Genomic DNA, 23932 nt, shown 5'->3' with positions numbered 1-23932 from the left:
GGTGAATGTTCCACGCAGGCCTTCGCGCCTGAGGGACATGCCTTAGCGACGCGTTGTAAGCATGGTTATACCATCACACGATGGTTTCTGGAGAGTGCTGCAATGTCCACCCCTTTACGTGTCGGCCTGATCGGCTACGGCTATGCCGGCAAGACCTTTCATGCACCGCTGATTGCCGCCACCCCCGGCTTTGCGCTGGTGTCGATTGCCAGCTCGCGCCCGGCCGACGTCATCGCCGACTGGCCCGATGTCTCGGTCAAGACCGAGCCGGCCGCGCTGATCACCCGACCGGATATTGATCTGGTGGTGATCGCCACGCCCAATGACACGCATGCGCCGCTGGCCCGTGCCGCGCTTGCCGCCGGCAAGCATGTGGTGGTCGACAAGCCGTTCACGGTGACGGTGGCCGAGGCCGAAGAGCTGGTTGCCGCAGCCGATGTCGCCGGCCGGGTGTTGTCGGTATTCCAGAATCGTCGTTGGGACGCGGATTTCCTCGCGCTCAAGGGCTTGATCACTTCAGGCCGGCTGGGCCGCGTCGTCGAGTACACCAGCCGTTTCGATCGTTACCGGCCGCAGGTGCGGCAACGCTGGCGCGAAGGCGCCGGGCCGGGCGCCGGACTGTGGTACGACCTTGGTCCGCACGTGGTCGATCAGGCGCTCGATCTATTCGGCATGCCGCAGGCAGTGAGCGCGGATCTGGCGATCCGTCGCGAAGGCGGCCTGTCAGTCGACGATGCGCTGGTGCTGCTGCACTACCCGGACAAGCGTGTGGTGCTGGGCGCTAGCATGCTGGTCTCGGGTGGCACGCCGCGTTTCCTGGTTCATGGCACCGAGGCGAGCTTCGTCAAGCAGGGGCTCGATGCGCAGGAGGATCAGCTCAAGGCCGGGCTCGATCCGCGCCATGCCGACTGGGGTATCGATCCCCATGTCGCCACGCTGTTCTGCCATGACGGCGACAAGCCCGTGAGCGAGCCGGTGACGTTGCCGCGCGGTGCCTACCAGGACTACTACGCTGGCGTGCGCGACGCCGTGCTGGGCGTGGGGGGCAACCCGGTTCCGGCTGCCGATGCGGTGCGCAGCATGCGCGTGATCGAGGCAGCGGTGCGTGCCGCCAAGAGCGGCAAGCGCGAAAAGCTGTAGGCCTGTTGCTAATTGGCAACAGTAAAAAGAAAAAGGCCGGGGTAACCCGGCCTTCTTGATGCTGGCGTGGCGTTACAGCGTGAAGCGCTGCACGCTGCTGCCCAGATCGTGCGCCAGCACCTGCAGCCGCTGAGCCGCGCCGCTGCTCTCGTCGGCGGCATGGCTCGATGCATGCGCCATCTGCACGATGCGCTCCACATTGCGGGCGATGTCCTGGCTGGTGCTCGATTGCTCCCTCAGCGAGAGCGAAATGTCGTTGGCCACGGTTTCCAGATCCTGCTGCCCGGACTGGATCTCGCCAATGGCGACGCCGGCCTCGCGTGCACCGGCCACGCCGGTCGCCACCTGCGCCACCGCCGCTTGCATGGTATCCACTGCTTCGCGCGAGCGCGATTGCGTGGTGCTGATCATCTGGCTGATTTCCTGCGTCGCCTGACCGGTACGCTCGGCGAGCTTGCGTACTTCGTCGGCAACCACGGCGAAGCCGCGACCGGTTTCACCCGCACGCGCCGCTTCGATGGCCGCGTTCAGCGCCAAGAGATTGGTCTGGTCGGCGATTTCCTTGATCACGGCGACGATGCTGGAAATGCGATCGGCCTCGTTGCCGAGCTCGTCGATGCGGTGCGCGGCGGCGGCGATGGTGGCGGCCACCTGATCGATCTCGCCACCGACCCGGGCAATCACGCGGCTGCCAGCCTCGGCGCGGCGACCGGCATCGTCGGCCAGCTGGTGCGCGCTGGTGGCGTTGTCGGAAACATGGTTCACCGACACGCTCATCTCCTCGATCGCGGCGGCCATGGCGGCGGCGGCGTCGGTCTGCGTGCGCACGCCGCTGGAGAGCTGGCTGGCGGTACCGCTCATGCGTGTGGCTTCGCGGTCCAGATCGAGCGCGTTTTCGCGCAAGGACCGGATCATGTCGGCCAGCCGCTGACGCACTTCTTCCACCGTGGCCATCACGCTGTTGCGATCGCCTGCGCGCACCGTGACCCGGTTCGCCAGGTTGCCCTCGGCCAGCGCCTGCATGGCGCGGCGTACGTCGGCCGGATCGCCGCCGAGCTGGCCCATCACCGTGCGCTGGATACGCAGCCCCAGCACCAGACCGACCACGATGGCGGCGACGGTGAGCAGGGCGGAAAGGGTCAGCGCGGTGGTGTTGGCGCGCTTTTGCTCGACATGGCGATTGGCAACGCGCTGCCGGGCTTCGCCCGCCCAGGCATTGAGCTCGGCGATGAGCGGCTGCGATGCCTTCACCGCCTCTTCGACGTTGATCTTCTCGCGGGCCACGTCAAGCTGGCCGTTGTCGATATAAAGCGCGATTTCGTCCTGCATCTTCTGCTGCAGGCCGCGCAACGTCGCCACTTTCTGCAGCCGTGCTGTGCTGGCGGCATCGCCGGCAACGAGCTTGGCGAGCTGCGCGCGGGCGGTTTCGAATTCGGCCGGGATGGCCTTTAGGATGGTCATTGCCGCCGGGTTGGCCGGATCGACGAAGAAGCTGCGAATGGCGGTGCTGCTCTTGCTGGCCGCTTCCTCCAGCGCATTCACCGCGATCAGCTCGGCCTGGTAGTGCTCGACGAAGTCGTCGAGTTCGGTCGAAGTTTTGAGCAGCGCACCCAGGGCCAGCAACGTGGCCACAGTGAACAGGACGAAAGCGCTGCCAAGCGACAGCGCCATTTGTCGCGAAAGTGTCATCTTCTATACCCCCTGCAATGGCCGTGTATCGGCTCTGACCAAATGATTGCACGAGCGAGCAATGTCACGCCAATTGTAAAGACATCCTGCATCGCAGCCGTTTGCTCCAGGTTTAAGGCGTCAGTATCGCGCCCGTGAAAGCAGGCCGCGTCGATCGATATCAAGATTTGTGGGGGAATGCAGGCTTGGCGCCCGATGGATATAGCCTAGCCGCTCCGCCACCGCGTCGAAAGGTTGTTTCGCGGCATGAAAGACCTTGGGGCGACTCAGCGCAGCAGCGCCGGATTGGCCACCAGCTCGGCCAGATCGCCTTGCCCAGGGAGCCGGGCGCGCGCCGCGTCGGGATGGACCCTGCGGATCCAGATGCTCGCGACCCGAGTCGGGTGACGCTGGCGGATTTCGGCGTAGATCTCGGGATCCTGTTCGCCATCGTCGCCAAACAGATGGAAGCGCACGTCGGGCAAGGCCGCAAATACCGCTTCGAGCCGCGCGGTCTTGTAGGCGCGTTGGTCGGTGAGCGAGCCCTCGCCCCAACGCTTGGTCAGTAATACGCCCGGTGGGAAAGCGTTGGCGGAGAGGAAGCGTCGCAGGTTGTCGGTGAACTGGCGCGGCGATGCCGACAGATAGAACACCGGCGTCGTCGCGGGCTGCGGGTTCAGCGTGGCGATATGCGTATACAGCGGCGCTACGCCGGCAAACGCTTGCCGTGCCTCGGGCGGGCGCATCAGGCTGTTGCGTAGCAAGCGGGCCCTGGTATTCACCTGCGACACCATCACCGTGTCGTCCATGTCCGAGATGATGCCGATCCGGTTGTCCGGGTGCGGCACCAGCAACCGCGCCTCGCTCGACGCGGGCGGCGTGCTGGTGATGGGGTGCCAGCCCGGATCGAGTGGCAGCGGCGCGTTTTGCGCGAGCAGCCAGTAGCCCTGGCTGTCGACATGAGTACGCCATTGCCAGCTGCCCAGGTTCAGCGTCACCACCGCTTCCTCGCCGTCGGTCAGCAGCTGCCGCGCACTGCGGTAGAGCGTGCCGAGCTTGCCCGATTCGGCGCTGGCCGCGGCGCGTGCTTCGGTGACGCGACCCGAGAGCTGGTAGCCGGACGCGCCCAGCACCGCGTCGTCGACGGTGTTGTGCAGCGGGTCATCCGCCCAGGCGAATACGTTCCACATCAGCAACGTTCCTACGAGCCAGCGCATGTCATGCCACTGCCTGCAGCGCGGCCGCCACGGCGTGCGCCGCGTCCGGATAGGCGATGCGTGCGGCGTTGCGGCCCATGGCGGCAAGCCTGGCCGCATCGTTCAACAGCCGTGCGATGTGATGGCAGGCATCGCCACCGTCGTACAGCCGCACGGCCGTGCCGTTTTCCAGCAGGTATTCGCAATTGCGTTGCTCCTGGCCGGGGATGGGCGCCACCAGCATCATGGGCTTGTGCTTGGCCAGGATTTCGCTGGTGGTGAGCCCGCCGGGCTTGGTCACGATCAGGTCGGCGGCGTCCATCAGCTGGTGGATGTAGTCGACGAAACCGAGCACGGTGACCTGGACCGGCAACTCGGCAGCGATGCGCTCGCACTCGGCTTTCAGCTCCGCGTTGCGGCCGGCCACCACGACCAGCGACAGGGGCGTCGTGCAATCGCGGAACGACGCGAGCATCGCCGCGGTGGGGCCGACGCCGAAGCCACCGCTCAGTAGCAGTACGGTGGGCTGCTCGGGCAGGCCCAGTGCTGCGCGCGCCGCTGGGGCCGGCTGTTGCGCGGCGAACACCGGGTCGATGGGAATGCCGGTGACCGAGATGCGATCCGGTGGCACGCCCTTGAGCATCAGCTCGCGCGCGCCGTCCGGCGTGGCGACGTGGTAATGGTCGATGTGCTCGTAGATCCAGAACGCATGCGGGCTGACATCGGTGATGATCGCGTGCACCGGCGCGGCAAGCTTGCCGCGCGCCTTGAGGTCGGACAGCAATTCCAGTGGCAGGAAATGGGTGCAGGCAATGGCGGTGGGCGCCACCTCGGCGATCAGGTGCTTGAAGGCGCGGCTGTTCACCTTGTTGAACGCCAGCCGGTTGCGCGCGGTTCTCGATTGCGGCTTCACCGTGTCGGTGCGCTCATAGACATAGCCCCACAGCGCCGGCATCTTTTGCACCAGATCGATGTAGGCCTGCGTGTACATCTTGCGAAACAGCGAGGTGGTGCAATCAAGCGTATCAACGACACGATGCTCGGTGTCGCCCAGCTGCGTCAGGGCAGCCGAGATGGCTTGTGCGGCGCGGGTGTGACCGGCGCCCGCGGTGGCATGCAACAGCAGAAGCGACATGGCGGTAAGAAAATTGTAATGGGAAGCCGATTGTGTACCGGGCGGCGCTCGCTGCAAAGTGGCGTGCGCTGGCATCGACCATGACTGAGCATAAAGACACGATGTGCTAATAAGCTAAAGATGCACGTTGTTCCGTGGCGTGTGACCGCGTGCCCATCAGACTTGGCTAATTTATCGCCGCATCGGTATGATCGTACGCATGCTGGCGTGCTGCCTGCGGTCCACGCTATGCTTGAACGCGAGCAGGGCAGAGCTAACGGCATAAACAATAATTGACGAGCGGTCCCTCAAGGAGGAGTCCATGTCGAATCTCGCCGGAATCAAGGTGATGGTCATCGACGACAGCAACACCATACGTCGCAGCGCCGAGATCTTCCTCGGTCAGGCCGGCTGTGAGGTCATCCTCGCCGAGGATGGCTTCGATGCGCTGGCCAAGATCAGCGATCACCTGCCCGACGTGGTGTTCGTCGACGTGATGATGCCGCGGCTTGATGGTTACCAGACCTGCTCGCTGATCAAGAAGAACCCGCGCTACAAGGCCACGCCCGTGATCATGCTGTCTTCCAAGGACGGCCTGTTTGATCGGGCCCGTGGCCGCATGGTCGGCTCCGACGAGTACCTGACCAAGCCTTTTACCAAGGACAGCCTGCTGGCCGCCGTCGGCGCCCATGTGCAGACTGCAGCCTGAATCTGCCACCGACTAGGAACGAAGCAATGAGCATCAAAAAAGTGCTGATCGTCGACGACTCTCCCACCGAACGCCATTTCCTTGGTGAGCTGCTGACCAAGAACGGTTACCAGGTGGTGACGGCGGAATCGGGCGAAGAAGCGGTTGAGAAGGTCAAGGACATCATGCCGGATCTCATCCTCATGGATGTGGTGATGCCGGGCATGAACGGCTTCCAGGCGACGCGTACCATCAGCCGGGAAGAGGCGACCAAGCACATTCCGATTATCATGTGCACGTCGAAGAATCAGGAAACCGACAAGGTCTGGGGCAAGCGCCAGGGCGCGTCGGAATACGTGGTCAAGCCGGTCGATCCGCAGGAACTGTTGACCAAGATCGCCGCACTGTAACGCTGGCAAGAACAAGAACGGGGAGGGCTCATGGCCAAGCGCATCAGCCTGCGTGAATACCAGGAAGGCGTGGTTGCACGCTTGAAAACGGCTGCCGCCGCCGCTCAGGTCGACGCGCGCCTCGGCGTGCGCATCCATGATCGGAACTGGCTGCTCGACCTTGCCGACGTGGCCGAGGTGATGCCGGTACCCACCGTGTCGCCGGTGCCGCTGGCACAGTCGTGGTTTCGCGGTACCTCCAATATCCGGGGCAATCTGGTTAGCGTGAGCGATCTGTCGGGCTTCTTCGGCGGCCCCGGGCTCGTGGCCAATCCGGCCAACCGGCTGGTTCTGTTGCATCCACGCCACTTGCCGCACGCTGCAGTGCTGGTCGAGCGCATGCTCGGCCTCAAGCACTTGGCGGACCTGAACGAAATCGAACCTCACGGCGATGCGCCGTGGGCCGGCGCGCGCTATCAGGACGCCGGGGGTACTGCCTGGCAGGTGCTCGACATTCCCAAACTCGCAACCGAAGCGGCCTTCCTGCAGGCCGGACTTTAAAAACAGCAGGATCGGGAGAGGAAAATGGCATTCAACATGAAGTCGCTGTTCGGAAAGGGCACATCCGGCAGTCCGGCCAAGAGCAAGTACGACCCGCTCAAGACCACCTGGATTCTGGAGCGGATCCGGTTGCCGGAGGCCGATGAGAGCAAGCTGCTCAAGCCGGTTCCAGGCATCGGTCACCTGCCTAGTCGCCAGCAGATGGCGATCCTGCTGCTGGTCATGATCGGCTCGGTGCTGCTGTTCGCGCTGGTGGCCTTCCTCTCCTTCCAGTCGTCCAGCGTCAACAGCGAACGCCGTTCGATCGCGACCGAGATGCAGATGCTGTCGCAGCGGATCGCGCGGGCGTCGACGCAGTCGGTGCAGGGCTCGGCCGATGGTTTCAAGGTGCTGGAGCAATCCTATGGCCAGTTCAACGACAACCTTGAACGTCTGAAATCGCGCACGCTGTTCAGTTGGCTGGCACGCAATCCCGGCGATCTGCTGGCCTCGGTCGAGAAGACCTGGGACGAAAATTTCCGTGACAACCCCAGCCGTCCCACGGTGCAGACCATCCTCGGCCAGAAGACGCCACTGATCGCGGTCGGCGAGAGCGTGTCCGGTATCAACGCCAACGATGCCAAGCTGCTGGAGATGACGCAGCAGTTCACCACAATGCTGGCCGAGGGTGGTGGCAACATCCGCGAACTCGACTACGCCAACCAGCTCTCGATGCTGAGCCAGCGTATGGCCAAGAACGCCAACGCCATGCTGGCGGGTGAGTTGATCAACCCCGAGGTGGTGTTCCTCTTGGGCAAGGACGTGTCGACCTTCAAGGAGATCGTCACCGGCTTCATCGACGGCAATGACGAGTTGCAGCTGCGTCCGGTGCCGAGCTCGGCCATGGTCGAGCGTCTGAACGAGATCAATACGCTGTTCAAGGATTTCGAAACCGTGGTGGCTTCGTTCGCCAAGAACATGCAGCCGCTGGTGAATACCCGCCTGGCCAACCAGTCCATCGTCCGTGAGTCGGACAAACTGCTGACAGAAACGCAGCAGCTAGCCGGCATCTATGAAAACACCGCCGGCAACACCTTGATCACGCTGCTCGAACTGTTGCTGATCGTGGCTGCGCTGCTGTCGCTCTACTTCCTGATCCGCGTGTTCAACCAGGAATCGCTGCGCCGCCGTCTCGCGCTCGAATCCGAGAACAAGAAGAACCAGGAAGCCATTTTGCGGCTGCTGAACGAAATGTCGGACCTCGCCGATGGCGATCTGACGGTGCGCGCGCTGGTGACGGAAGATCTGACCGGCGCCATCGCCGACTCGATCAACTACACGATTGAAGAGCTGCGTACGCTGATTACCGAAATCAACCGCGCCACCGATCAGGTGAACCGCGCGACCGGCGAGGCGCAGGCGATCTCGGGCGAACTCCTGGCTGCTGCCGAGCGCCAGTCGCAGGAAATTGTCGACACCAACCAGAACGTCGAGCAGATGGTGCGCTCGATCCAGGGCGTGTCGCACAGCGCTGCCGAATCGGCCCGCGTGGCGCAGTCCTCGCTGATCGCTTCCGAAAAGGGCGCCAACGCCGTACAGAACCAGATCAAGGGCATGAACGAAATCCGCGAACACATCCAGGAGACCGCGAAGCGGATCAAGCGCCTGGGTGAGTCGTCGCAGGAGATCGGTGAAATCGTGGAACTGATCTCGGACATTACCGAGCAGACCAACGTGCTGGCGCTGAATGCCGCCATCCAAGCCGCCGCAGCCGGCGAAGCGGGCCGCGGCTTCTCGGTCGTCGCCGAGGAAGTGCAGCGCCTGGCCGAACGCTCGGGCGAGGCGACCAAGCAGATCGGCGCCATCGTGAAGACCATTCAGACCGATACCCACGACGCCGTGGCGGCGATGGAAGTGTCGACGCAGGGTGTGGTCGAAGGCGCCAAGTTGTCCGATGCCGCCGGTACCGCGCTGACCGAAATTCGCCGCATTACCGACGAGTTGGCGCGTCTGATCGAGTCGATCGCTCGCGAAACCGAAGACCAGACCACTCTGGCCGGCCGTGTGAACACCTCGATGCGCGACATTTTGGGCATTACCGACCAGACCTCGCAGGGCACCCGTCAATCGGCTGCTGCCGTGGGCCAGCTGACCGGTCTCGCGCAGGAACTGAAGGAATCGGTCTCGGGCTTCAAGCTGTCCTGACCCGAGAACTGCCATTGCGCAAGCCACGGGCGCTGCCAGGCAGTGCCTGGAGATGCCCTGCAACCGTATTGAGAACAAAGCATGAGCGCGCATACCGAATTCGATCAGGGCTCGCTGGTCTGGCTCAAGGGTGAGCTGGATCAGACGCTGGCCCGCGCCAGCGAGGCGTTGAAGAAACACGAGTCCGAACCGGACTCGGCCCATCTCAAGCATGCGCAGACCCATCTGCACCAGACTGTCGGCGCGCTGGAAATGGTCGAGCTCGCGGGCCTTGCCCGCTTCTGCGAGGAAATCGAGCAGCTGGTCGCGGCCATCGCCCGCGAGGAGGCCGCGCCCGGCGCCGATGTACTGGCTCAGGCTGCGCTGGCCGATGCCACGCTCTACCTCGATCGCATTGCCGCCGGTGCGCCCAATGTGCCGCTGACGCTGGCGCCGCGTTTTGCCGAGCTGTCCGTTGCACGTGGTGGTTCGGGCAGCGGTTCCGAGCTGTTCTTCCCACAGCTGTCCGACCTGACGCTGCCGGGTGGCTTGCCGTCGCGCCGCGCCGACCCGGCCACCTGGGCCGCTTTCGTCAAGCAGCAACGCACCCGCTTCGAGGCAGGCTTGTTGCATTGGTTGCGCAACGGCGAAGCCGGGGCTGCGGTGGCGATGAGCCGGGCCTTGTCTGAACTGGCGGCCTCGCAAACCGGCGGCGTGGTCCGCACCTTCTGGTGGGCCGCGGCCGGTGTGCTGGATGCCGTAGCGCGCGAGGCATTTGCTTGCGATATCGATCCCAAGCTGTTGCTGATGCGGCTCAATCTGCAGCTGCGTCGCCTTGCCGATGGCTCTGGCAAGGTGGCCGAACGCCTGTTCCGCGATCTGCTCTATGTACTGGCGCATGCCAAGGATCCCAATCACCTGGGCGGCCATCTGGCGCGCGCCTTCGAGCTCGAGGTCCTCAAGCCCGAGCACTATGGCGATGCACTCAGCCCCGAGGCCGAGGCGCATCGGCGTGAGGCCCGTGCGCTGCGCGACGAGCTCGCCACCGCCAAGGATCTCTGGAGTCGCGTTGCTGCGGGGCAGGCCGAGCGCCTGCCGGCGCTGGCGAGCGAGTTGCATCGGCTGGCCGAGCGTTCACGCGAATTGAAGATCGACGGCCTCGACGAGCTGTGGCTGGGCGTGGCCGAAGCGTGCGAGCGCTTGAAGCACGGCCGCGTCGGCGAATCCGATGCACTGGAAATGGCGACTGCGCTGCTGCTCGCCGATAACGCGCTCGCCATCTATCCGCAGATTGCCGCCGATTTTGCCGAGCAGGCGAGTGCCATGCGTCAGCGCCTGGCGCAGCCGGATTCCGATACTGCGCTGCCGCAGCTCGATGCAGTCAGTCGCGCCGCGCAGGAAAAGATGCTGCTGGCGCAGCTGGCGCAGGAAATGCGCAGCAACCTGCAGACCATAGAGGAAACGCTGGACGGCTACTTCCGCGATCCGGAGCGTGCACAGGATCTGGCCAAGCTCGATGGCAGCCTGCGCCAGCTGCAGGGCGCGTTGATGATGCTCGATCGCGCTGAAGCCGTGCTGCTGCTGCAGCTGTGCGCGCAGCGCATCCAGCGGTATGCCTCGGGCGAGGAAGCACCGAGCGACGAGGAGCTGGAAGAGCTGGCCGAAGGCCTGTCCAGCCTCGGCTTCTATGTCGATGCGCTCGAACGCGACCAGAGCGAAGCCGACAAGCTGATCGGCCCGGCGCTGGCGCGTCTGGCCGGAACCAGCGACATCGATACCACCCCCGATGAGCTGACGGCCACGCTGGAGGCCGAGCCGCCCATTGGGCCGGCACACGCCGAACCGGAACCGGTTCCCGAGCCTGCCGTCGCACCGCGCGCGTTGCCGCAATCGGATGCCGCAGTCGATGCCGAGCTGCTCGACGTGTACCTGGAAGAGGCGGTCGAAGTGCTGGCGACGATCGCCGAACACCTTGCGATCAGCCGCAGCGCGCCGAGCGATCGCGAAGCGCTCACGGTGATCCGTCGTGGCTTCCATACGCTCAAGGGCAGCGGTCGCATGGTCGGCCTCAACCACCTGGGCGAGGCAGCGTGGGGGATCGAGCAGGTCCTGAACAAATGGCTGCAACTGGAACAGCCGGCATCCGCCGCGCTGTTCGATCTGATCGAAGAGGCACACGCCAACTTCACCCGCTGGGTGGGCGAGCTTTCCAATACCGGCAGCGCCCAGGTCGACGCCGATGAGTTGACGAATCGGGCCGATGCGCTGCGCCATGGCCTCGATCACGCGCAGCAACCGGCCGCGCCGGAAGTTGTGGTCCAGACCGAGCCGGTAGATGCCAACCCGCCCGATGGCGAAGTACAAGTTGGTGGCGTTACGGTTTCCAATACCCTGTTTGCCATCTTCCGCGAGGAAGCGCTGCATCATCGCGAGCGCCTGAACGACGGCAGCGCACGGCTGGGACGTGGCGAGGCGCTGCTGCCTGATTTCCTGCTGTCCGCACATACGCTGGGCGGCATTGCATCGACGGCCGGGTTCCGCTCGCTAGGCGAGCTCGCCTACGCGATCGAACACCTGGTACAGGAGCTGGAGCCGGACCCCACCCCCTACGCCGCCCCGCTGCAGGCCGCTATCGCCCGCATCGACAATATGCTGACCGACGTGCTGGCACTACGCGACCCGGCCGATCCGCGGGATGAGCTGGCGGCGCTGAATGCACTGCACGACGAGTTGTCGCTCAAGCTGGACCTGGCAGTAGCGACGCCCGTTGTCGATGAATCGCCGACATTCGATCTGCCTGAAGCGCCGGCGAGCGAAGCTGAAGCCGAAGCTGAATTCGATCTGGCCGAGCTCAATTTGCTCGACGTCGATGCGTCGCAACCGGTCACGCCGCCCGCTTTCGAAGACGCGCTCGCCGGCATACTCGATCTGGCGCCGGACGAGCAGCCTTCCGCTCTCGTCGCCGAGCCTTTCGAGCTGACGCTGGATGAACCTGAGGCGATTGCCTTGGAGTTGCCGGCCGAGCCGCAGATCCCGGCGATTGACGATGCCGAGCAGCCTGCCGAGCTCGTCGCTGAGCCTTTCGAGTTGACGCTGGATGAACCTGAGGCGATTGCCTTGGAACTGCCGGCCGAGCCGCTGGTACAGGCGAGTGACGATGCCGAGCTGACGCTGGATATCCCCGCATCGTTTGCAGATCAGGCTGCCGTGCCTGAGCCCGCGCTCGATACGTTGATGCTGGATGTCCCGGAAATCGAACTGACCTTGCCGGACGACAACGAGGCAACGCCGGCTGCCGATCCGCTGGCGCCATTCCAGGCCTTGCTGGATACCGCCTTGCAGCTGGATGCCGAGACGGTGCGCGAAGAAAACCTCGCCGCGACGCCGGTGCCGATGGACGAAGCGGTCGAGGCCGATCCGGAGCTGCAGGCACTGACGATTGCGCTCGATGATTTCGATGTACCTGCGCAGGATGCTGCAACACCCAGCCTGAGCTGGGACGAGGTCGTCACGCCGCAAGCTTTCGCCGAGCCGGCTGGCGAAGCGATCGAAGCCGCTGGTGTGGCGCCGTCGCTGGAAGCCGAAGTGCATCCGGTCACGGAAGTGCTGGCCGAATCGATCGAAGCGTTCGTGATCGAATCGGATGCCGAGCCGGTCGCAGAAGAGGTGCTGCAGGCCGAAGCGGCGCCGGCGCCGGAGGCCGAAGCGGCCGAGCCGGAAATCGAATTGCCGCCGCTCGAGGCTGAAGAGCTGGTGCTGGACGCCGCAGCCGAAGCGGACTACGCCGACGAGACGCCGGTCAGCTTCGACAATCTGGCTGAGCTTGCCGCCGCGCTGGAAGCGGAGTTCCGGCCCGCGGAGCAGGGCGATGACGTGCCCCCGGCCGAGCTGGCCATGCTCGGCGAGGCGCCGTCGGCGCTGGAGGAAATCCTTGGCAGCGAGAACCTGACGCTCTCCGAGCGCAAGGCGGAAATCGAGGCGCTGCTTACCGATGATATCGACGATCAGCTGTTGCCCATCTTCGTTGAAGAAGGGGATGAACTGCTGCCCGCCGTTGGCGCACAGCTGCAAGGCCTGCACCAGGGCGAGGCGCACCAGGCAGACGAGCTCAAGCGCACGCTGCACACGCTCAAGGGCAGTGCCCGCATGTCTGGTGCGATGCGCATCGGCGAGGCGACGCACCGCATGGAATCGCGGCTGCTCGCCACCGGCGAGACCTTGTCGCAGGCGCTGCTCGACGAGCTGGAGCTCGATTACGACCTGATCTCGGCGCTGTTTGATGACCTGACCGGCCGCGGCAAGGCTGCCCCGGCCCAGGCTGCTGCTGCGCAGCAGGCGGTGCCAGGCCTGGCGCAGCCGGGCGCGGCCATGCCGCAGGCGGTGGTGGCGGGCCTTGCCGATCCGGAAGCCAAGGCAACGATCCGCGTGAAGTCGGAGCTGGTCGACGAGCTTGTCAACCAGGCCGGTGAGGTGTCGATCGCCCGTGCGCGGATCGAATCGGAGATGCTTGCGCTCAAGGGCTCGCTGCTCGACCTGACCGAAAACGTGACACGTCTGCGTGGCCAGATGCGCGAACTCGAAATCCAGGCCGAATCGCAGATGCAGGCCAGGACGAAGGAATTCGAAGGCAAGCACGAGAACTTCGATCCGCTGGAGTTCGATCGCTTTACCCGTCTGCAGGAAGTGACGCGTTTCATTACCGAAAGCGTGAACGACGTTTCGACCATTCAGCAGAACCTGTTGAAGAACCTCGACGAATCGGGGCTGGCGCTGACCGCGCAGGCACGGATGACCAAGGAGCTGCAGCAGAGCCTGATGCGGGTGCGCATGGTGCCGTTCGGCAGTGTGTCCGATCGCCTCTATCGCCTGATCCGTCAGACCGGCAAGGAAGTGGGCAAGAAGGTCAACCTGGAACTCAAGGGTGGCCGCGTCGAGATTGACCGCTCAGTGCTGGAAAAAATGATTTCGCCGTTCGAGCACATGCTGCGTAACGCGATCGACCATGGCCTCGAAACCACGGATGAGCGCCTGGCAGCGAACAAGTCGGAGTTTGGCGAAATCCAGATCGAAGTGCGCCAGGAAGGCAACGAGCTGGTGCTGATGATCAAGGACGACGGCCGCGGCCTCAACCTGGAGAAGATTCGCAACAAGGGCCTGGAGCGCGGCATGATCACCGCGGACCAGAAGCTCAATGAACGCGATCTGATGCAGCTGGTGTTCGAGCCGGGTCTCTCCACCGCGTCGTCGGTCACGCAGCTGTCGGGCCGCGGCATCGGCATGGATGTGGTCAAGAACGAAATCAGCAACCTCGGCGGCCGTATCGAGGTGGGCACTGTGCCGGGACAGGGCACGACCTTCACGATCCACCTGCCGTTGACGCTGGCGGTGACACAAGTGCTGCTGGTGAAGGCGGGGACGCGGCTGTACGCGATTCCGTCGGTGATGATCGAGCAGGTGCAGGAGCTGAAGCAGGAAGCGCTGGCGCATCTGTACGAAACGCGCTCGGCCGAATGGCTGGGATCGAGCTATCCGTTTTCCTACTTCCCGCGCCTAGTTGGCGATGCCGACACCGTGCCCGAGCAGAAGCGCTTCTCCACCATACTGCTGCTGCGTTCCGGTGCCGCGCGCATGGCGCTGCACGTCGACGAGCTGGTGAAGAACGTCGAAGTCGTGGTCAAGTCCATCGGCCCGCAGCTGGCGCGGATCGCCGGCGTGGCCGGGGCCACCGTGCTTGGCAATGGCGACATCGTGCTGATCATGAACCCGATCGCGCTGCTCGAGCGCGGCGAAGTCGCGGCCAGCGGCCGGCAGGTCTCCGCCGCGCCGGAGCAGCTGCAGACCAACCCGGTGGTGATGGTGGTCGACGATTCGCTCACGGTGCGCAAGATCACCGGGCGCCTGTTGGCACGCGAAGGCTACCAGGTGGTGACGGCCAAGGACGGCGTCGACGGCCTGCAGCAATTGGGCGAAGTGAAGCCGGCGGTGATGCTGGTCGATATCGAGATGCCGCGCATGGATGGCTTCGAATTCACGCGCAACGTGCGGGCCAACGAGGGTACGCGCGATATCCCGATCATCATGATCACCTCGCGCACTGCGGACAAGCACAAGAACTACGCGTTCGAGCTTGGCGTGAACGTGTTCCTGGGCAAGCCGTACCAGGAAGACGAGCTCTTGGGGCATATCCGCCACTTCGTGGCGCAGCAACGGTAGAACAACAAGGGGCGACGATTCGCCCCTTGTTGTTTGGGGCTCCTGGCATGCGGTAGTACGGATCGCGCAGGTGCTTCGCTTCAACGCCTGGCGTCGTTGTTTCCAGGTGGCTAGGTTTCAGCACGTTGCGCAGCCGAGCTGCTGCAGTGTTACGTCTGCATGTTGCTAGCCACCGCGAAGTCATTGACCGATCACCTCCTGGCGGGCGACCCAGCTTGGTTCGAAATTGAACCAGGCGCGGACGCTATTTCAATTGCGTCCCGGCTGCTTGAGCTTGGGGGCATTGCCGAGGCCCGGGAATGGGTTACCTGATCGCGCAGCGAGGTCGAAAACAAAAAAGGGCAGGAAATCCTGCCCTTCTGTTTGCCGCGTGACGCCTACTTCTTGGCCGGTGCCGTCGGCTTGGCGGCAGATTTGCCGCCGCGCTCCTTGGCGAGCAATTCGTCGATCACCTGGAATACGCGGCCGTCTTCGGTGCCGACCATGCTGGGCGAGGTCACGTACTTGCCGTTGACGATAAAGGTGGGCACGCCCTCGATCTTGTAGTCCTGCGTGGTTTGCGAGAGCTTGCCCAGCGACACGCCCATCGAGAAGCCGTTGTATGCGGATTTGAACTTGGCCTGGTCTATGCCCTGCTTCTTCACCCAGTCGAACAGGGTATCGGCGCGGCGCAGTTCGATGCGTTCGGTCTGCACGGCGCGGAACACCCGGCTGGCGTACTTCTCACCGATGCCCATCTGTTCCAGTGCAACGAAGATCTTGGCGTGACCTTCCAGATCGCTGCGGCCCGGCCACATCACGTGGACGCGGCGGAACTTGACGTCGGCCGGCAGCTTCTTGGCCCAGGCTTCCGTATAGGGCTCGATCGCGTAGCAGTGCGGGCAGCCGTACCAGAAGAATTCGACCACCTCGAGCTTGCCCGGTGCGGCGACCGGCTGCGGCTTGGCTAGCCGCGTGTATTCCTTGCCTTCCGTAGTCGCCGCGAACGACAGCGAGGCGGCCAAGAGGCCGGCCGTGAGTACACCCACTTTCAATATCCGAGCAAACATCGCTACTCCCCTTTTGGTCTTGTGTTTCAGTTGCCGCGTACCACGGTGCCATCGACGCCGTTGTTCTTCAACAAGTCGCGCGTTCTTTCCAGATCGCCGAGGCTGTTGAACGGACCGATGCGCACCCGGTGCCATACGCCCTTGTCCGGCACGTCCGCCGTGTAGATCGACGCCTCGACGCCGACCAGCGCGAGCTTGGCCTTGAGGTTGTCGGCATCCTGTTCGTTCTGGAATGCGCCCACTTGCAGATAGGTGCCGCGGGGTGCCTCGACCTTGGCCGGGGCGCTGGCTTCGGGGGCCGGAACCTGGCCGGGGGCGCCCGTCGGTTTGGTTTCCTTGCCCTCGGAGAGTTCCGGCAGCACCTTGTAGAAGTCGAAATCGGTCTGCGCTTCGCCGCCTTTTTCATTGCCATCCGGGCGCAACACTTCGGGCCCCTTGCCGGCAGGCGCCGAGGCGTTGGCGACGGCGTCGGAGGGGGTTTCCTTGCCGAAATTGCTGAACGGGTTATTGCCGCGGTTCAGGTAGAACGCCAGCGCCACTGCCGCCAGTACGCCAGCCAACAGGCCGATCAACAGCCCGGTCAACAGCGACGTGCCGCCGCCAGAGCCGCTACCGCGGGAACGTTTCATATCCTTGCTCATTGCCTCGCCCTTGTCCTGTCCGTGCGCGCTGGGTCAAGCGCGCGATTATACGGTGGATCAACCCTGCTGGGCGCTTGTTGGTGAGCAATCTGGATCACAATCTACTGTTGTTGCTGCAGCACAGGGGGCTCGTCCGTATAATCGCCCCGTTCAAAAGCAAGTTCACGGATGTCGCCATGCAGGATAACGCCAACAAGACCTGGTCCGGTCGCTTCAACGAGCCTGTTTCCGAACTCGTCAAGCGCTACACGGCCTCGGTTTCCTTCGACAAGCGCATGGCCGAAGTGGACATCCAGGGTTCGCTGGCGCATGCCACCATGCTGAACAAGGTGGGTGTGCTGTCGGATGAGGACTTGCGTGCCATCCAGGGCGGCATGGCCGATATCCTCGACGACATCCGTCACGGTACTTTCGACTGGTCGCTCGATCTGGAGGACGTGCATATGAACGTCGAGCGCCGTCTGACCGAGAAGATCGGCGACGCCGGCAAGCGCCTGCATACCGGCCGTTCGCGCAATGACCAGGTCGCCACCGATATCCGCCTGTATCTGCGCGGCGCCATTGATCTGCTGGTTGGCCTTGTTGCCGATCTGCAGACCTCCCTGCTGGAACTGGCCGACAAGCACGCCGCCACGGTGATGCCCGGCTTCACCCACCTGCAGGTGGCGCAGCCGGTGACCTTCGGCCACCACATGCTGGCGTATGTGGAAATGCTGGGCCGTGATGCCGAGCGCCTGACGGACTGTCGCCGTCGCGTCAATCGCTTGCCGCTGGGCTCGGCCGCGCTCGCCGGCACCACGTTCCCGGTCGATCGCCGCATGACCGCCGCGCTGTTGGGCTTTGAGGGCGTGTGTGAGAACTCGCTCGATGCGGTTTCCGATCGTGACTTCGCCATCGAATTCACCGCCGCCGCCGCGCTGATCATGACCCACCTGTCGCGCCTGTCGGAAGAACTGATCCTGTGGATGAGCCCGCGCTTCGGCTTCATCGATATCGCCGATCGCTTCTGTACTGGCAGCTCGATCATGCCGCAGAAAAAGAACCCGGACGTGCCCGAGCTCGTGCGTGGCAAGACCGGCCGCGTCAATGGCAGCCTGATTTCGCTGCTCACGCTGATGAAGGGCCAGCCGCTGGCGTACAACAAGGACAACCAGGAAGACAAGGAACCGCTGTTCGACACCGTCGACACGCTGACCGATACGCTGCGCATCTACGCAGACATGATGCGCGGCATCACCGTGAAGCCGGAGGCGATGGAACGCGCCGCGCGTCAGGGCTTCGCCACCGCGACCGATCTCGCGGACTACCTGGTGAAGAAGGGCCTGGCCTTCCGCGATGCGCACGAAGCCGTTGCGCTGGCCGTGCGTTATGCCGAGGAAAAGCGCAAGGACCTGTCCGATCTGACGATGGTCGAGCTGCAAAGCTTTTCGCCACTGATCGACGCCAAGATTTTCGACGTGCTCACCTTGGAAGGCAGCCTTGCCGCACGTGACCACGTCGGCGGCACCGCGCCGAACCAGGTGCGGATGCAGGTGGCCCGCTGGCGCGAGAAGCTGGCTGGCTGATCGCCGGCATCGCCGAAATACCCGATAGCCCCGCCGCAGCGCGGGGCTTATCGTTTGGCGCGGGAGGACAACATGCATATCAACTGGACTTGGCGCGCGCTTGCCGATTTCACCGCGCTCGCGCTGTTCGACTACCTGCGCCTGCGCCAGGACGTATTCGTTGTCGAGCAGACCTGCGCTTACCCGGACATGGACGACTACGATGCGCCATCGCTGCACCTTGCCGGGTACGATGAGGCAGGCCGCTTGGTTGCCTGCCTGCGGCTGGTGCCGCCCGGGCTCAAATATGCCGAGCCTTCGCTCGGCCGTGTGGTGATTGCGCCGCTGGCACGCGGCACCGGAGCTGGCCACCTGCTGATCGCCGAGGCGCTACGCCGGGCCGCGGCGCTTTACCCCGGCCAGGGCCACCGCATCGGCGCCCAGGCGCACCTCGAATGTTTCTACGGCCGGCATGGCTTTGTGCGGATCGGCGACGAATACGACGAGGACGGCATTGCCCATATCGACATGGTGATCGATGAGGTGATAATGCCGGGCTAGGTGTCATGCCTTCCACGGATCACACATTTTTCAATGCTATGGCTCGCACTTCCCTACGTCGTATCCCGCTTGCGCAAGAATTCGTTCGTATTGGGTTCGGTAACTCTATCGACCCAGAGGCAGCATTCTGCTCGAATGAATTTCTTACCGAGGTACTTACAACTATAGAACTACAGGCAGTGCTGCCTATCGTTAAACAGTTCAATCAATTCAATGGCGATAAGGTAGCCGCAGCCGTCGAGCGTTTCCGCGGGCAGGTGCAGGGTTGGAAGTTCGGTTGCGCTGGCTCCCCGCTACTCATCGCGGTTCTGCCCTATTGGACGCATCAAGTTGAGGATTACCCTTTAGTCGGAGAGGTAGGCGTACGCATCTCTGAGGAATCCCTTGAATGCCTCGTCGCTGAAATGCGGCAAGTTTTCTTGCATGAACTTCATGCGGACAAATTTGACCGAGACGGAAGTTCCCATGCGTACGGCGCGTGGTGGGATTGAGGCCTTGGGCCTCATATCACTTGCTTAAGTCAGCCTTCTTCCACTTGATGTTGCAGCCTACGCTGGGCAGTTGCTCGGTCAGGGGCGGCTCGCCCGCGACCAGCGCGGCGGCGGCGGTGCGAATGGCGGTGCCGGTCGCCGGGGCGCCACCCGGGCGGGTGTCATCGAACTGGCCGCGGTAGGTGAGCTTGCCGTGCGCGTCAAACAGGTAGAGATCGGGCGTGCACGCCGCATCGAACGCTCGGGCAACGGCCTGGCTCTCGTCGTAGAGATAGGGAAAGGTGTAGCCGTGCTCGGCAGCGTGCGTGACCATCAGTTCGGGCGCGTCGGCCGGGTAGTTCGCGACATCGTTAGCCGAGATCGCCACCATGCCGACACCCTGGGCCGCGAACTCGGCGCCGAGCGGCGCGAGCGCAGCGTTGATGTGCTTCACGTATGGGCAGTGGTTGCAGATGAAGATCACGAACAGCCCCTTGGGGCCGAGCAGTTCGGCGTGGCGGTAAATGCGGCCAGTACCGTCCGGCAACGCGAAGCCGGGCAGGGAGCTGCCGAGCGGCAGCATGGTGGAAGGGGTGAGGGCCATGGTGTTTTCCTTTCGTGTGTGTCTGGGCGTGGTATTGATTGCGCTAGTCCGGCAACGGCAGTGCCTGCGTTTCCTTCACTTCTTCCATCACGATATAGCTGCGCGATTCGGCGGCGCCCGGTAGCCGCAGCAGGATGTCGCCCAGAAGGCGCCGGTAGTGTGTCATGTCCGGTAGCCGGGCCTTGAGCAGGTAGTCGAAATCGCCGGCGATCAAATGGCATTCCAGCACTTCGGGGATGGTGGCCACGGTGCGGCGGAAGTCATCGAAGATGTCGCCCGACTTGTGCGAGAGCTTGAGCTCGACGAATACCAAGAGCGGCGCATCGAGCTTTTGCGGGTTGAGCCGTGCGTGGTAGCCGGTAATGACCCCGGATTCCTCCAGCCGCTTCACCCGTTCGGCGCACGGCGTGGCGGTGAGGCCGACCCGCTCGGCCAGTTCGGTGATGGAGAGCCGCGCGTTGGCCTGCAGTGCCTTGAGGATTCGGTAGTCGATGCGGTCCAGTTCGCGCCCGGCCTTGTATTGGGTTCTCATCGATAAACCTCCAAAAATCCGATCACCATCAGAGGAAAACGCTGCTTATTGGTCAATATACTCGCAGTATCGACCACGCAGTTGCATCCGAGGTGGACCATGAAAGTCACTGTGATCGGCGCAGGCGTAGTAGGCGTGACTGCCGCTTGGTACTTGCGGCAGGCCGGCTGTGAAGTCACGGTGCTGGAGCGGCATGCCGCGCCGGCGGAGGAAACCAGTTACGCCAACGCCGGACAGGTGTCGCCCGGCTACGCCGCGCCCTGGGCTGCGCCCGGCGTGCCGCTGAAGGCGATGCGTTGGCTGCTGCAGCGTCATGCACCGCTGCGCATCCGGCCCGACGGCAGCCTGTTCCAGCTTTCCTGGATGGCGCGGCTGCTGGCCAACTGCACCCCGGCTGCGTATGAGCGCAACAAGTCGCGCATGGTGGCGCTGGCCGAATACAGCCGCGACGAATTGCGCCGGCTACGTGCCAGCCTTGGGATCAATTACGAGGCGCGCAGCCTCGGTACGCTGCAGTTGTTGCGCAGCGCCGCGCAGATGGAAGGCGCCCGGCGCGACGCCGCCATCCTTGCCAGCCTGGGCGTGCCGCATCGGCTGCTCGACGTCGACGAACTGGCCGAGGTGGAGCCGGCGCTGGAACGCGTGTCCGGCAAGCTCGCTGGCGGCCTGCAGATGCCCAACGACGAAACCGGCGATTGCCGGCTGTTCATCCAACAACTGGAAGCTGCGGCACGCGCGGTAGGCGTCGATTTCCGCTATCTCGTCGAAGTGGAACGGTTGATCGTCGAGCGTGGCCGCGTCACCGGCATTGAACTGGACGACGGTGAGGCGCTGGCCACCGACGCGCTGGTGATCGCCGCCGGCTGCGCCAGCCGCGAGCTTGCCGCGCCGCTGGGTCTGGATCTGCCGATCTACCCGGTCAAGGGCTATTCGCTGACCATGCCGCTGGTGCTCCATGCCGACGACCCGGATGCCGCACCACGTTCCACCGTGCTCGATGAAACCTACAAGATCGCGCTGACCCGCTTTGATAATCGGCTGCGCGTGGGCGGCATGGCCGAGCTCGTCGGTTACGATCGCCGGCTCGATCCGGCGCGCATTGCCACGCTGCGTATGGTCACCCGCGACCTGTTCCCCGATGCGGGCGATCCCGAGCAGGCCGAGGCCTGGGCCGGACTGCGGCCGATGACGCCGGACGGCACGCCACTGGTATGCGGCACCGCGCTGCGCAATGTGTTCCTCAATACGGGGCACGGCACGCTGGGCTGGACCATGGCGTGTGGTTCGGGCCGGGTGGTGGCCGATCTCGTCACCGGCCGAGTGCCGGAAATCGACGTGGCCGGCCTGTCGCTGGCGCGCTATCAGCGCCCGGCTGCCGCACCGCGCCCGGTGCCACAGGGTGGCCGGCAACCGGTACATGCCTGAGGCCCCGGCTGGCACGAGCCGGGCTAGCTGCCGATGCGGCGCCAGTGCTCGACTTCGACGCAGACGCCGTTTTCCCAGCGCTCGTTGTGCCAGTCGTCGCCTTGCACCCGGGCGCGGAACACGTAGGGGCGCATCGCGGCGGCGGGAAACGTGCCCATGTCCGGGGTTTCGGTGTATTGCTCGCCGTCGAGCGCGTAGCGGCCGCTGCCGGATGACCAGAACTTGTCGCCCTGGTGGCTCACGAAAGTGAAATAGCCACCGGCCAAAAGCTTGCGCGAGCGCATGCCCAGGCTTTCGTAGTGCAGCGTTTCGCCGTTGTCGTCGCAGCGTCCGCCCAGGAGTTCCCAGGCGCCATCTAAGGGGGTGGACATCGTGTGTGCTCCTTGCAGGCTGAAAGCCGTCAACTTATGCCTGCGGGCTGTCACTGCCCATTGCCCGGATTGCCCTCTCGTCATCCGATGTGGGTCGTGCTGTGGCCGGCTTATCACTTGGGGCGCTTGGCAAGCAGCGTATCGAGCGCGCGGGCGAAGGCCTGGCGGTCGGACTGGTTGAGGCTGGCGGGGCCGCCGGTCTCGACGCCGGCATCGCGCAGCCCTTGCATGAAATCGCGCAGGTTGAGGCGCTCACGGATGTTTTCTGGAGTGAGCCGTTCACCGCGCGGGTCCAGCACCAGTGCGCCGCGCTCGATCACCGCCGAGGCAAGGGGGATGTCGGCGGTGATGACGAGATCGCCCGCCTCGACGCGCCGCACGATTTCGTCGTCGGCCACATCGAAGCCATGTGGCACCTGCAACGCCGTGATCCATGGTGACGGCGGCACGGCCAGCAACTGATTGGCGACCAGCGTGGTGCGCACCTGCGCGCGCTCGGCGGCGCGGAACAGGATGTCCTTGATCACGCGCGGGCAGGCGTCGGCGTCGACCCAGATCTGCATATCTCAATATTCCTTTTTGATGGCGTGCCCCAGCAGGGCGGCCTGTTGTGGCTGGATGAACCAGTCGACGAGAAAGTCGACCAGCGCGCGCACCTTGGCCGGCTGAGGCAGACGCTGCGGATAGATCAGGTACAAGGGCTGCGCCGGCAGCGCGTAGTCCGGTAGCAGCCGAAGCAGGCGTCCGGCCGCGACGTCGGGCGAGACCAGGTAGGCCGGGATGCGCAGCGCGCCAGCGGCGGCCAGTGCCAGATTGCGCAACAGCTGGTAATCGTTGGCACGCAGCGCAGCGTGACCGCTTGCGCTGAAAAGTTGGCTGTCGCGACTGAGTGGCCACGGCAGATCCTGGCGGAAGAAGCTGTTGGCAAGGCAGGGCCACGCGGCGAGGTCGGCCGGTTGCTGCGGGGGGCCGAGGCGATCGACCAGCGCGGGTGCGGCCACCAGCCAATCCTGCGCCATGGCGAGCGGCTTGGCCACCAGCCGCTCCGGTGGCGGCAGGTGCGAGCGGATCGCGGCATCGAAGCCGTCGGCTTCCAGATCGCGTGCTTCCCGGCTGAGGTCGAGCTCGATCTGCAGCCCGGGGTGACGTTCGCGCAGCGCGATCAGCGCATCGGCCATGAACACGCCGCCGAAGCTCGTCGGCACCGTCAGCCGCACCGTGCCGGCTATTTCCTGCCCCAGCTCGGCCACGGCCTGGCGTGCGGCACTCAGCCCCGCCTGCCAGTGGCGACAGTGCTCCAGGTAAAGCCGGCCGGACTCGGTGAGGCTGAGCTTGCGGGTGCTGCGGAACAGCAACTGTGTGCCGAGCAGTGTTTCCAGCTGCGCCACCTGCTTGCTGACCAGCGCCTTGGAGCAGGCGAGCGCGGTGGCAGCCGCAGTGAAGCTGCCGTGCTCGGCGACTGCGGCGAAGGCGATCGCCCATTGCATCTGTTGTCCGGCGCTGGTTATTGTTTCCATCTGATTGACGATATGTTCGATCCTATGCCGATTATCGCGCGATGTTGCGAGGAATAACATGGTTTTCGTCAACAACAAGGAGCAAG

General features: G+C 64.2%; 20 protein-coding genes. 10 read left to right on the top strand and 10 right to left on the bottom strand.

Annotated features, from left to right (window positions below; translation table 11 throughout):
• Positions 1-102 precede the first annotated feature (102 nt).
• Positions 103-1140: an oxidoreductase gene (locus NLI84_RS06330; RefSeq protein WP_255988984.1), complete on the top strand. Its 1038-nt coding sequence runs from the start codon at positions 103-105 to the stop codon at positions 1138-1140.
• A gap of 72 nt (positions 1141-1212) precedes the next feature.
• On the opposite strand, the gene NLI84_RS06325 is transcribed toward NLI84_RS06330, so the two are convergent.
• The 3 genes from NLI84_RS06325 to NLI84_RS06315 form a co-directional block, all read right to left on the bottom strand.
• On the bottom strand, positions 1213-2811 hold the full coding sequence (locus NLI84_RS06325; protein WP_255988983.1) for a methyl-accepting chemotaxis protein: 1599 nt from the start codon (positions 2809-2811) through the stop codon (positions 1213-1215).
• A 284-nt stretch (positions 2812-3095) separates the two neighbouring features.
• Positions 3096-3998 (bottom strand): phosphatase domain-containing protein, encoded by a 903-nt coding sequence (locus tag NLI84_RS06320; RefSeq protein ID WP_255988982.1) that lies wholly within the window; start codon positions 3996-3998, stop codon positions 3096-3098.
• A 28-nt stretch (positions 3999-4026) separates the two neighbouring features.
• Positions 4027-5139 (bottom strand): MGDG synthase family glycosyltransferase, encoded by a 1113-nt coding sequence (locus NLI84_RS06315; RefSeq protein WP_255988980.1) that lies wholly within the window; start codon positions 5137-5139, stop codon positions 4027-4029.
• A gap of 301 nt (positions 5140-5440) precedes the next feature.
• Between NLI84_RS06315 and NLI84_RS06310 the strand changes: the two genes are divergently transcribed.
• The 5 genes from NLI84_RS06310 (at position 5441) to NLI84_RS06290 (ending at position 15132) form a co-directional block, all read left to right on the top strand.
• The gene (locus tag NLI84_RS06310) at positions 5441-5827 is read left to right on the top strand and encodes a response regulator (protein ID WP_255988979.1); all 387 of its coding nucleotides are present in this window, start codon (positions 5441-5443) and stop codon (positions 5825-5827) included.
• A gap of 26 nt (positions 5828-5853) precedes the next feature.
• Positions 5854-6216, top strand: a complete 363-nt coding sequence (locus tag NLI84_RS06305) for a response regulator (protein WP_284699838.1) — start codon at positions 5854-5856, stop codon at positions 6214-6216.
• Between the two features lie 30 nt (positions 6217-6246).
• Positions 6247-6756 carry a chemotaxis protein CheW gene (locus NLI84_RS06300; RefSeq protein WP_255988977.1) on the top strand — a complete coding sequence of 170 codons (510 nt, stop codon included), beginning with the start codon at positions 6247-6249 and terminating at the stop codon, positions 6754-6756.
• Positions 6757-6780: 24 nt separating this feature from the next.
• Positions 6781-8940, top strand: a complete 2160-nt coding sequence (locus NLI84_RS06295; RefSeq protein ID WP_255988972.1) for a methyl-accepting chemotaxis protein — start codon at positions 6781-6783, stop codon at positions 8938-8940.
• 81 nt (positions 8941-9021) lie between these two features.
• The gene (locus tag NLI84_RS06290; protein ID WP_255988971.1) at positions 9022-15132 is read left to right on the top strand and encodes an Hpt domain-containing protein; all 6111 of its coding nucleotides are present in this window, start codon (positions 9022-9024) and stop codon (positions 15130-15132) included.
• 377 nt (positions 15133-15509) lie between these two features.
• Here NLI84_RS06290 and NLI84_RS06285 read toward each other — a convergent pair whose 3' ends face one another.
• Together NLI84_RS06285 and NLI84_RS06280 are read right to left on the bottom strand one after the other, a co-directional pair.
• The gene (locus tag NLI84_RS06285) at positions 15510-16160 is read right to left on the bottom strand and encodes a thiol:disulfide interchange protein DsbA/DsbL (RefSeq protein ID WP_255988969.1); all 651 of its coding nucleotides are present in this window, start codon (positions 16158-16160) and stop codon (positions 15510-15512) included.
• Positions 16161-16207: 47 nt separating this feature from the next.
• Positions 16208-16810 (bottom strand): SPOR domain-containing protein, encoded by a 603-nt coding sequence (locus NLI84_RS06280; RefSeq protein ID WP_255988968.1) that lies wholly within the window; start codon positions 16808-16810, stop codon positions 16208-16210.
• A 188-nt stretch (positions 16811-16998) separates the two neighbouring features.
• Between NLI84_RS06280 and argH the strand changes: the two genes are divergently transcribed.
• The 3 genes from argH to NLI84_RS06265 all read left to right on the top strand — a co-directional run bounded on the left by argH (position 16999) and on the right by NLI84_RS06265 (position 19418).
• Complete coding sequence (argH, locus tag NLI84_RS06275) at positions 16999-18387, top strand: argininosuccinate lyase (protein WP_255988966.1); 1389 nt, start codon at positions 16999-17001, stop codon at positions 18385-18387.
• A 72-nt stretch (positions 18388-18459) separates the two neighbouring features.
• Positions 18460-18927 (top strand): GNAT family N-acetyltransferase, encoded by a 468-nt coding sequence (locus NLI84_RS06270; RefSeq protein WP_255988961.1) that lies wholly within the window; start codon positions 18460-18462, stop codon positions 18925-18927.
• A gap of 5 nt (positions 18928-18932) precedes the next feature.
• Positions 18933-19418, top strand: a complete 486-nt coding sequence (locus NLI84_RS06265; RefSeq protein WP_255988959.1) for a hypothetical protein — start codon at positions 18933-18935, stop codon at positions 19416-19418.
• A gap of 16 nt (positions 19419-19434) precedes the next feature.
• On the opposite strand, the gene NLI84_RS06260 is transcribed toward NLI84_RS06265, so the two are convergent.
• Positions 19435-20001, bottom strand: coding sequence for a thioredoxin family protein (locus NLI84_RS06260; protein WP_255988958.1), 567 nt, complete (start codon positions 19999-20001; stop codon positions 19435-19437).
• A gap of 43 nt (positions 20002-20044) precedes the next feature.
• On the bottom strand, positions 20045-20533 hold the full coding sequence (locus tag NLI84_RS06255; RefSeq protein ID WP_255988957.1) for an Lrp/AsnC ligand binding domain-containing protein: 489 nt from the start codon (positions 20531-20533) through the stop codon (positions 20045-20047).
• Between the two features lie 81 nt (positions 20534-20614).
• Between NLI84_RS06255 and NLI84_RS06250 the strand changes: the two genes are divergently transcribed.
• Positions 20615-21958 (top strand): D-amino acid dehydrogenase, encoded by a 1344-nt coding sequence (locus tag NLI84_RS06250; protein WP_373316908.1) that lies wholly within the window; start codon positions 20615-20617, stop codon positions 21956-21958.
• Positions 21959-21981: 23 nt separating this feature from the next.
• On the opposite strand, the gene NLI84_RS06245 is transcribed toward NLI84_RS06250, so the two are convergent.
• The 3 genes from NLI84_RS06245 to NLI84_RS06235 form a co-directional block, all read right to left on the bottom strand.
• Positions 21982-22329 (bottom strand): hypothetical protein, encoded by a 348-nt coding sequence (locus tag NLI84_RS06245; RefSeq protein WP_255988954.1) that lies wholly within the window; start codon positions 22327-22329, stop codon positions 21982-21984.
• Positions 22330-22442: 113 nt separating this feature from the next.
• Positions 22443-22892 carry a YaiI/YqxD family protein gene (locus NLI84_RS06240; RefSeq protein ID WP_255988953.1) on the bottom strand — a complete coding sequence of 150 codons (450 nt, stop codon included), beginning with the start codon at positions 22890-22892 and terminating at the stop codon, positions 22443-22445.
• A 3-nt stretch (positions 22893-22895) separates the two neighbouring features.
• A complete protein-coding gene (locus tag NLI84_RS06235) occupies positions 22896-23846 on the bottom strand; it encodes a LysR family transcriptional regulator (RefSeq protein WP_255988952.1) in 951 nt (316 codons plus the stop codon).
• Positions 23847-23932: the final 86 nt, after the last annotated feature.

It is taken from the genome of Chitinolyticbacter albus, from assembly GCF_024437655.1.
Lineage (GTDB): Bacteria > Pseudomonadota > Gammaproteobacteria > Burkholderiales > Chitinibacteraceae > Chitinolyticbacter > Chitinolyticbacter albus.
The sequence above is the reverse complement of the archived record's forward strand: the minus strand, read 5'-3'. Positions and strand labels throughout refer to the sequence as shown.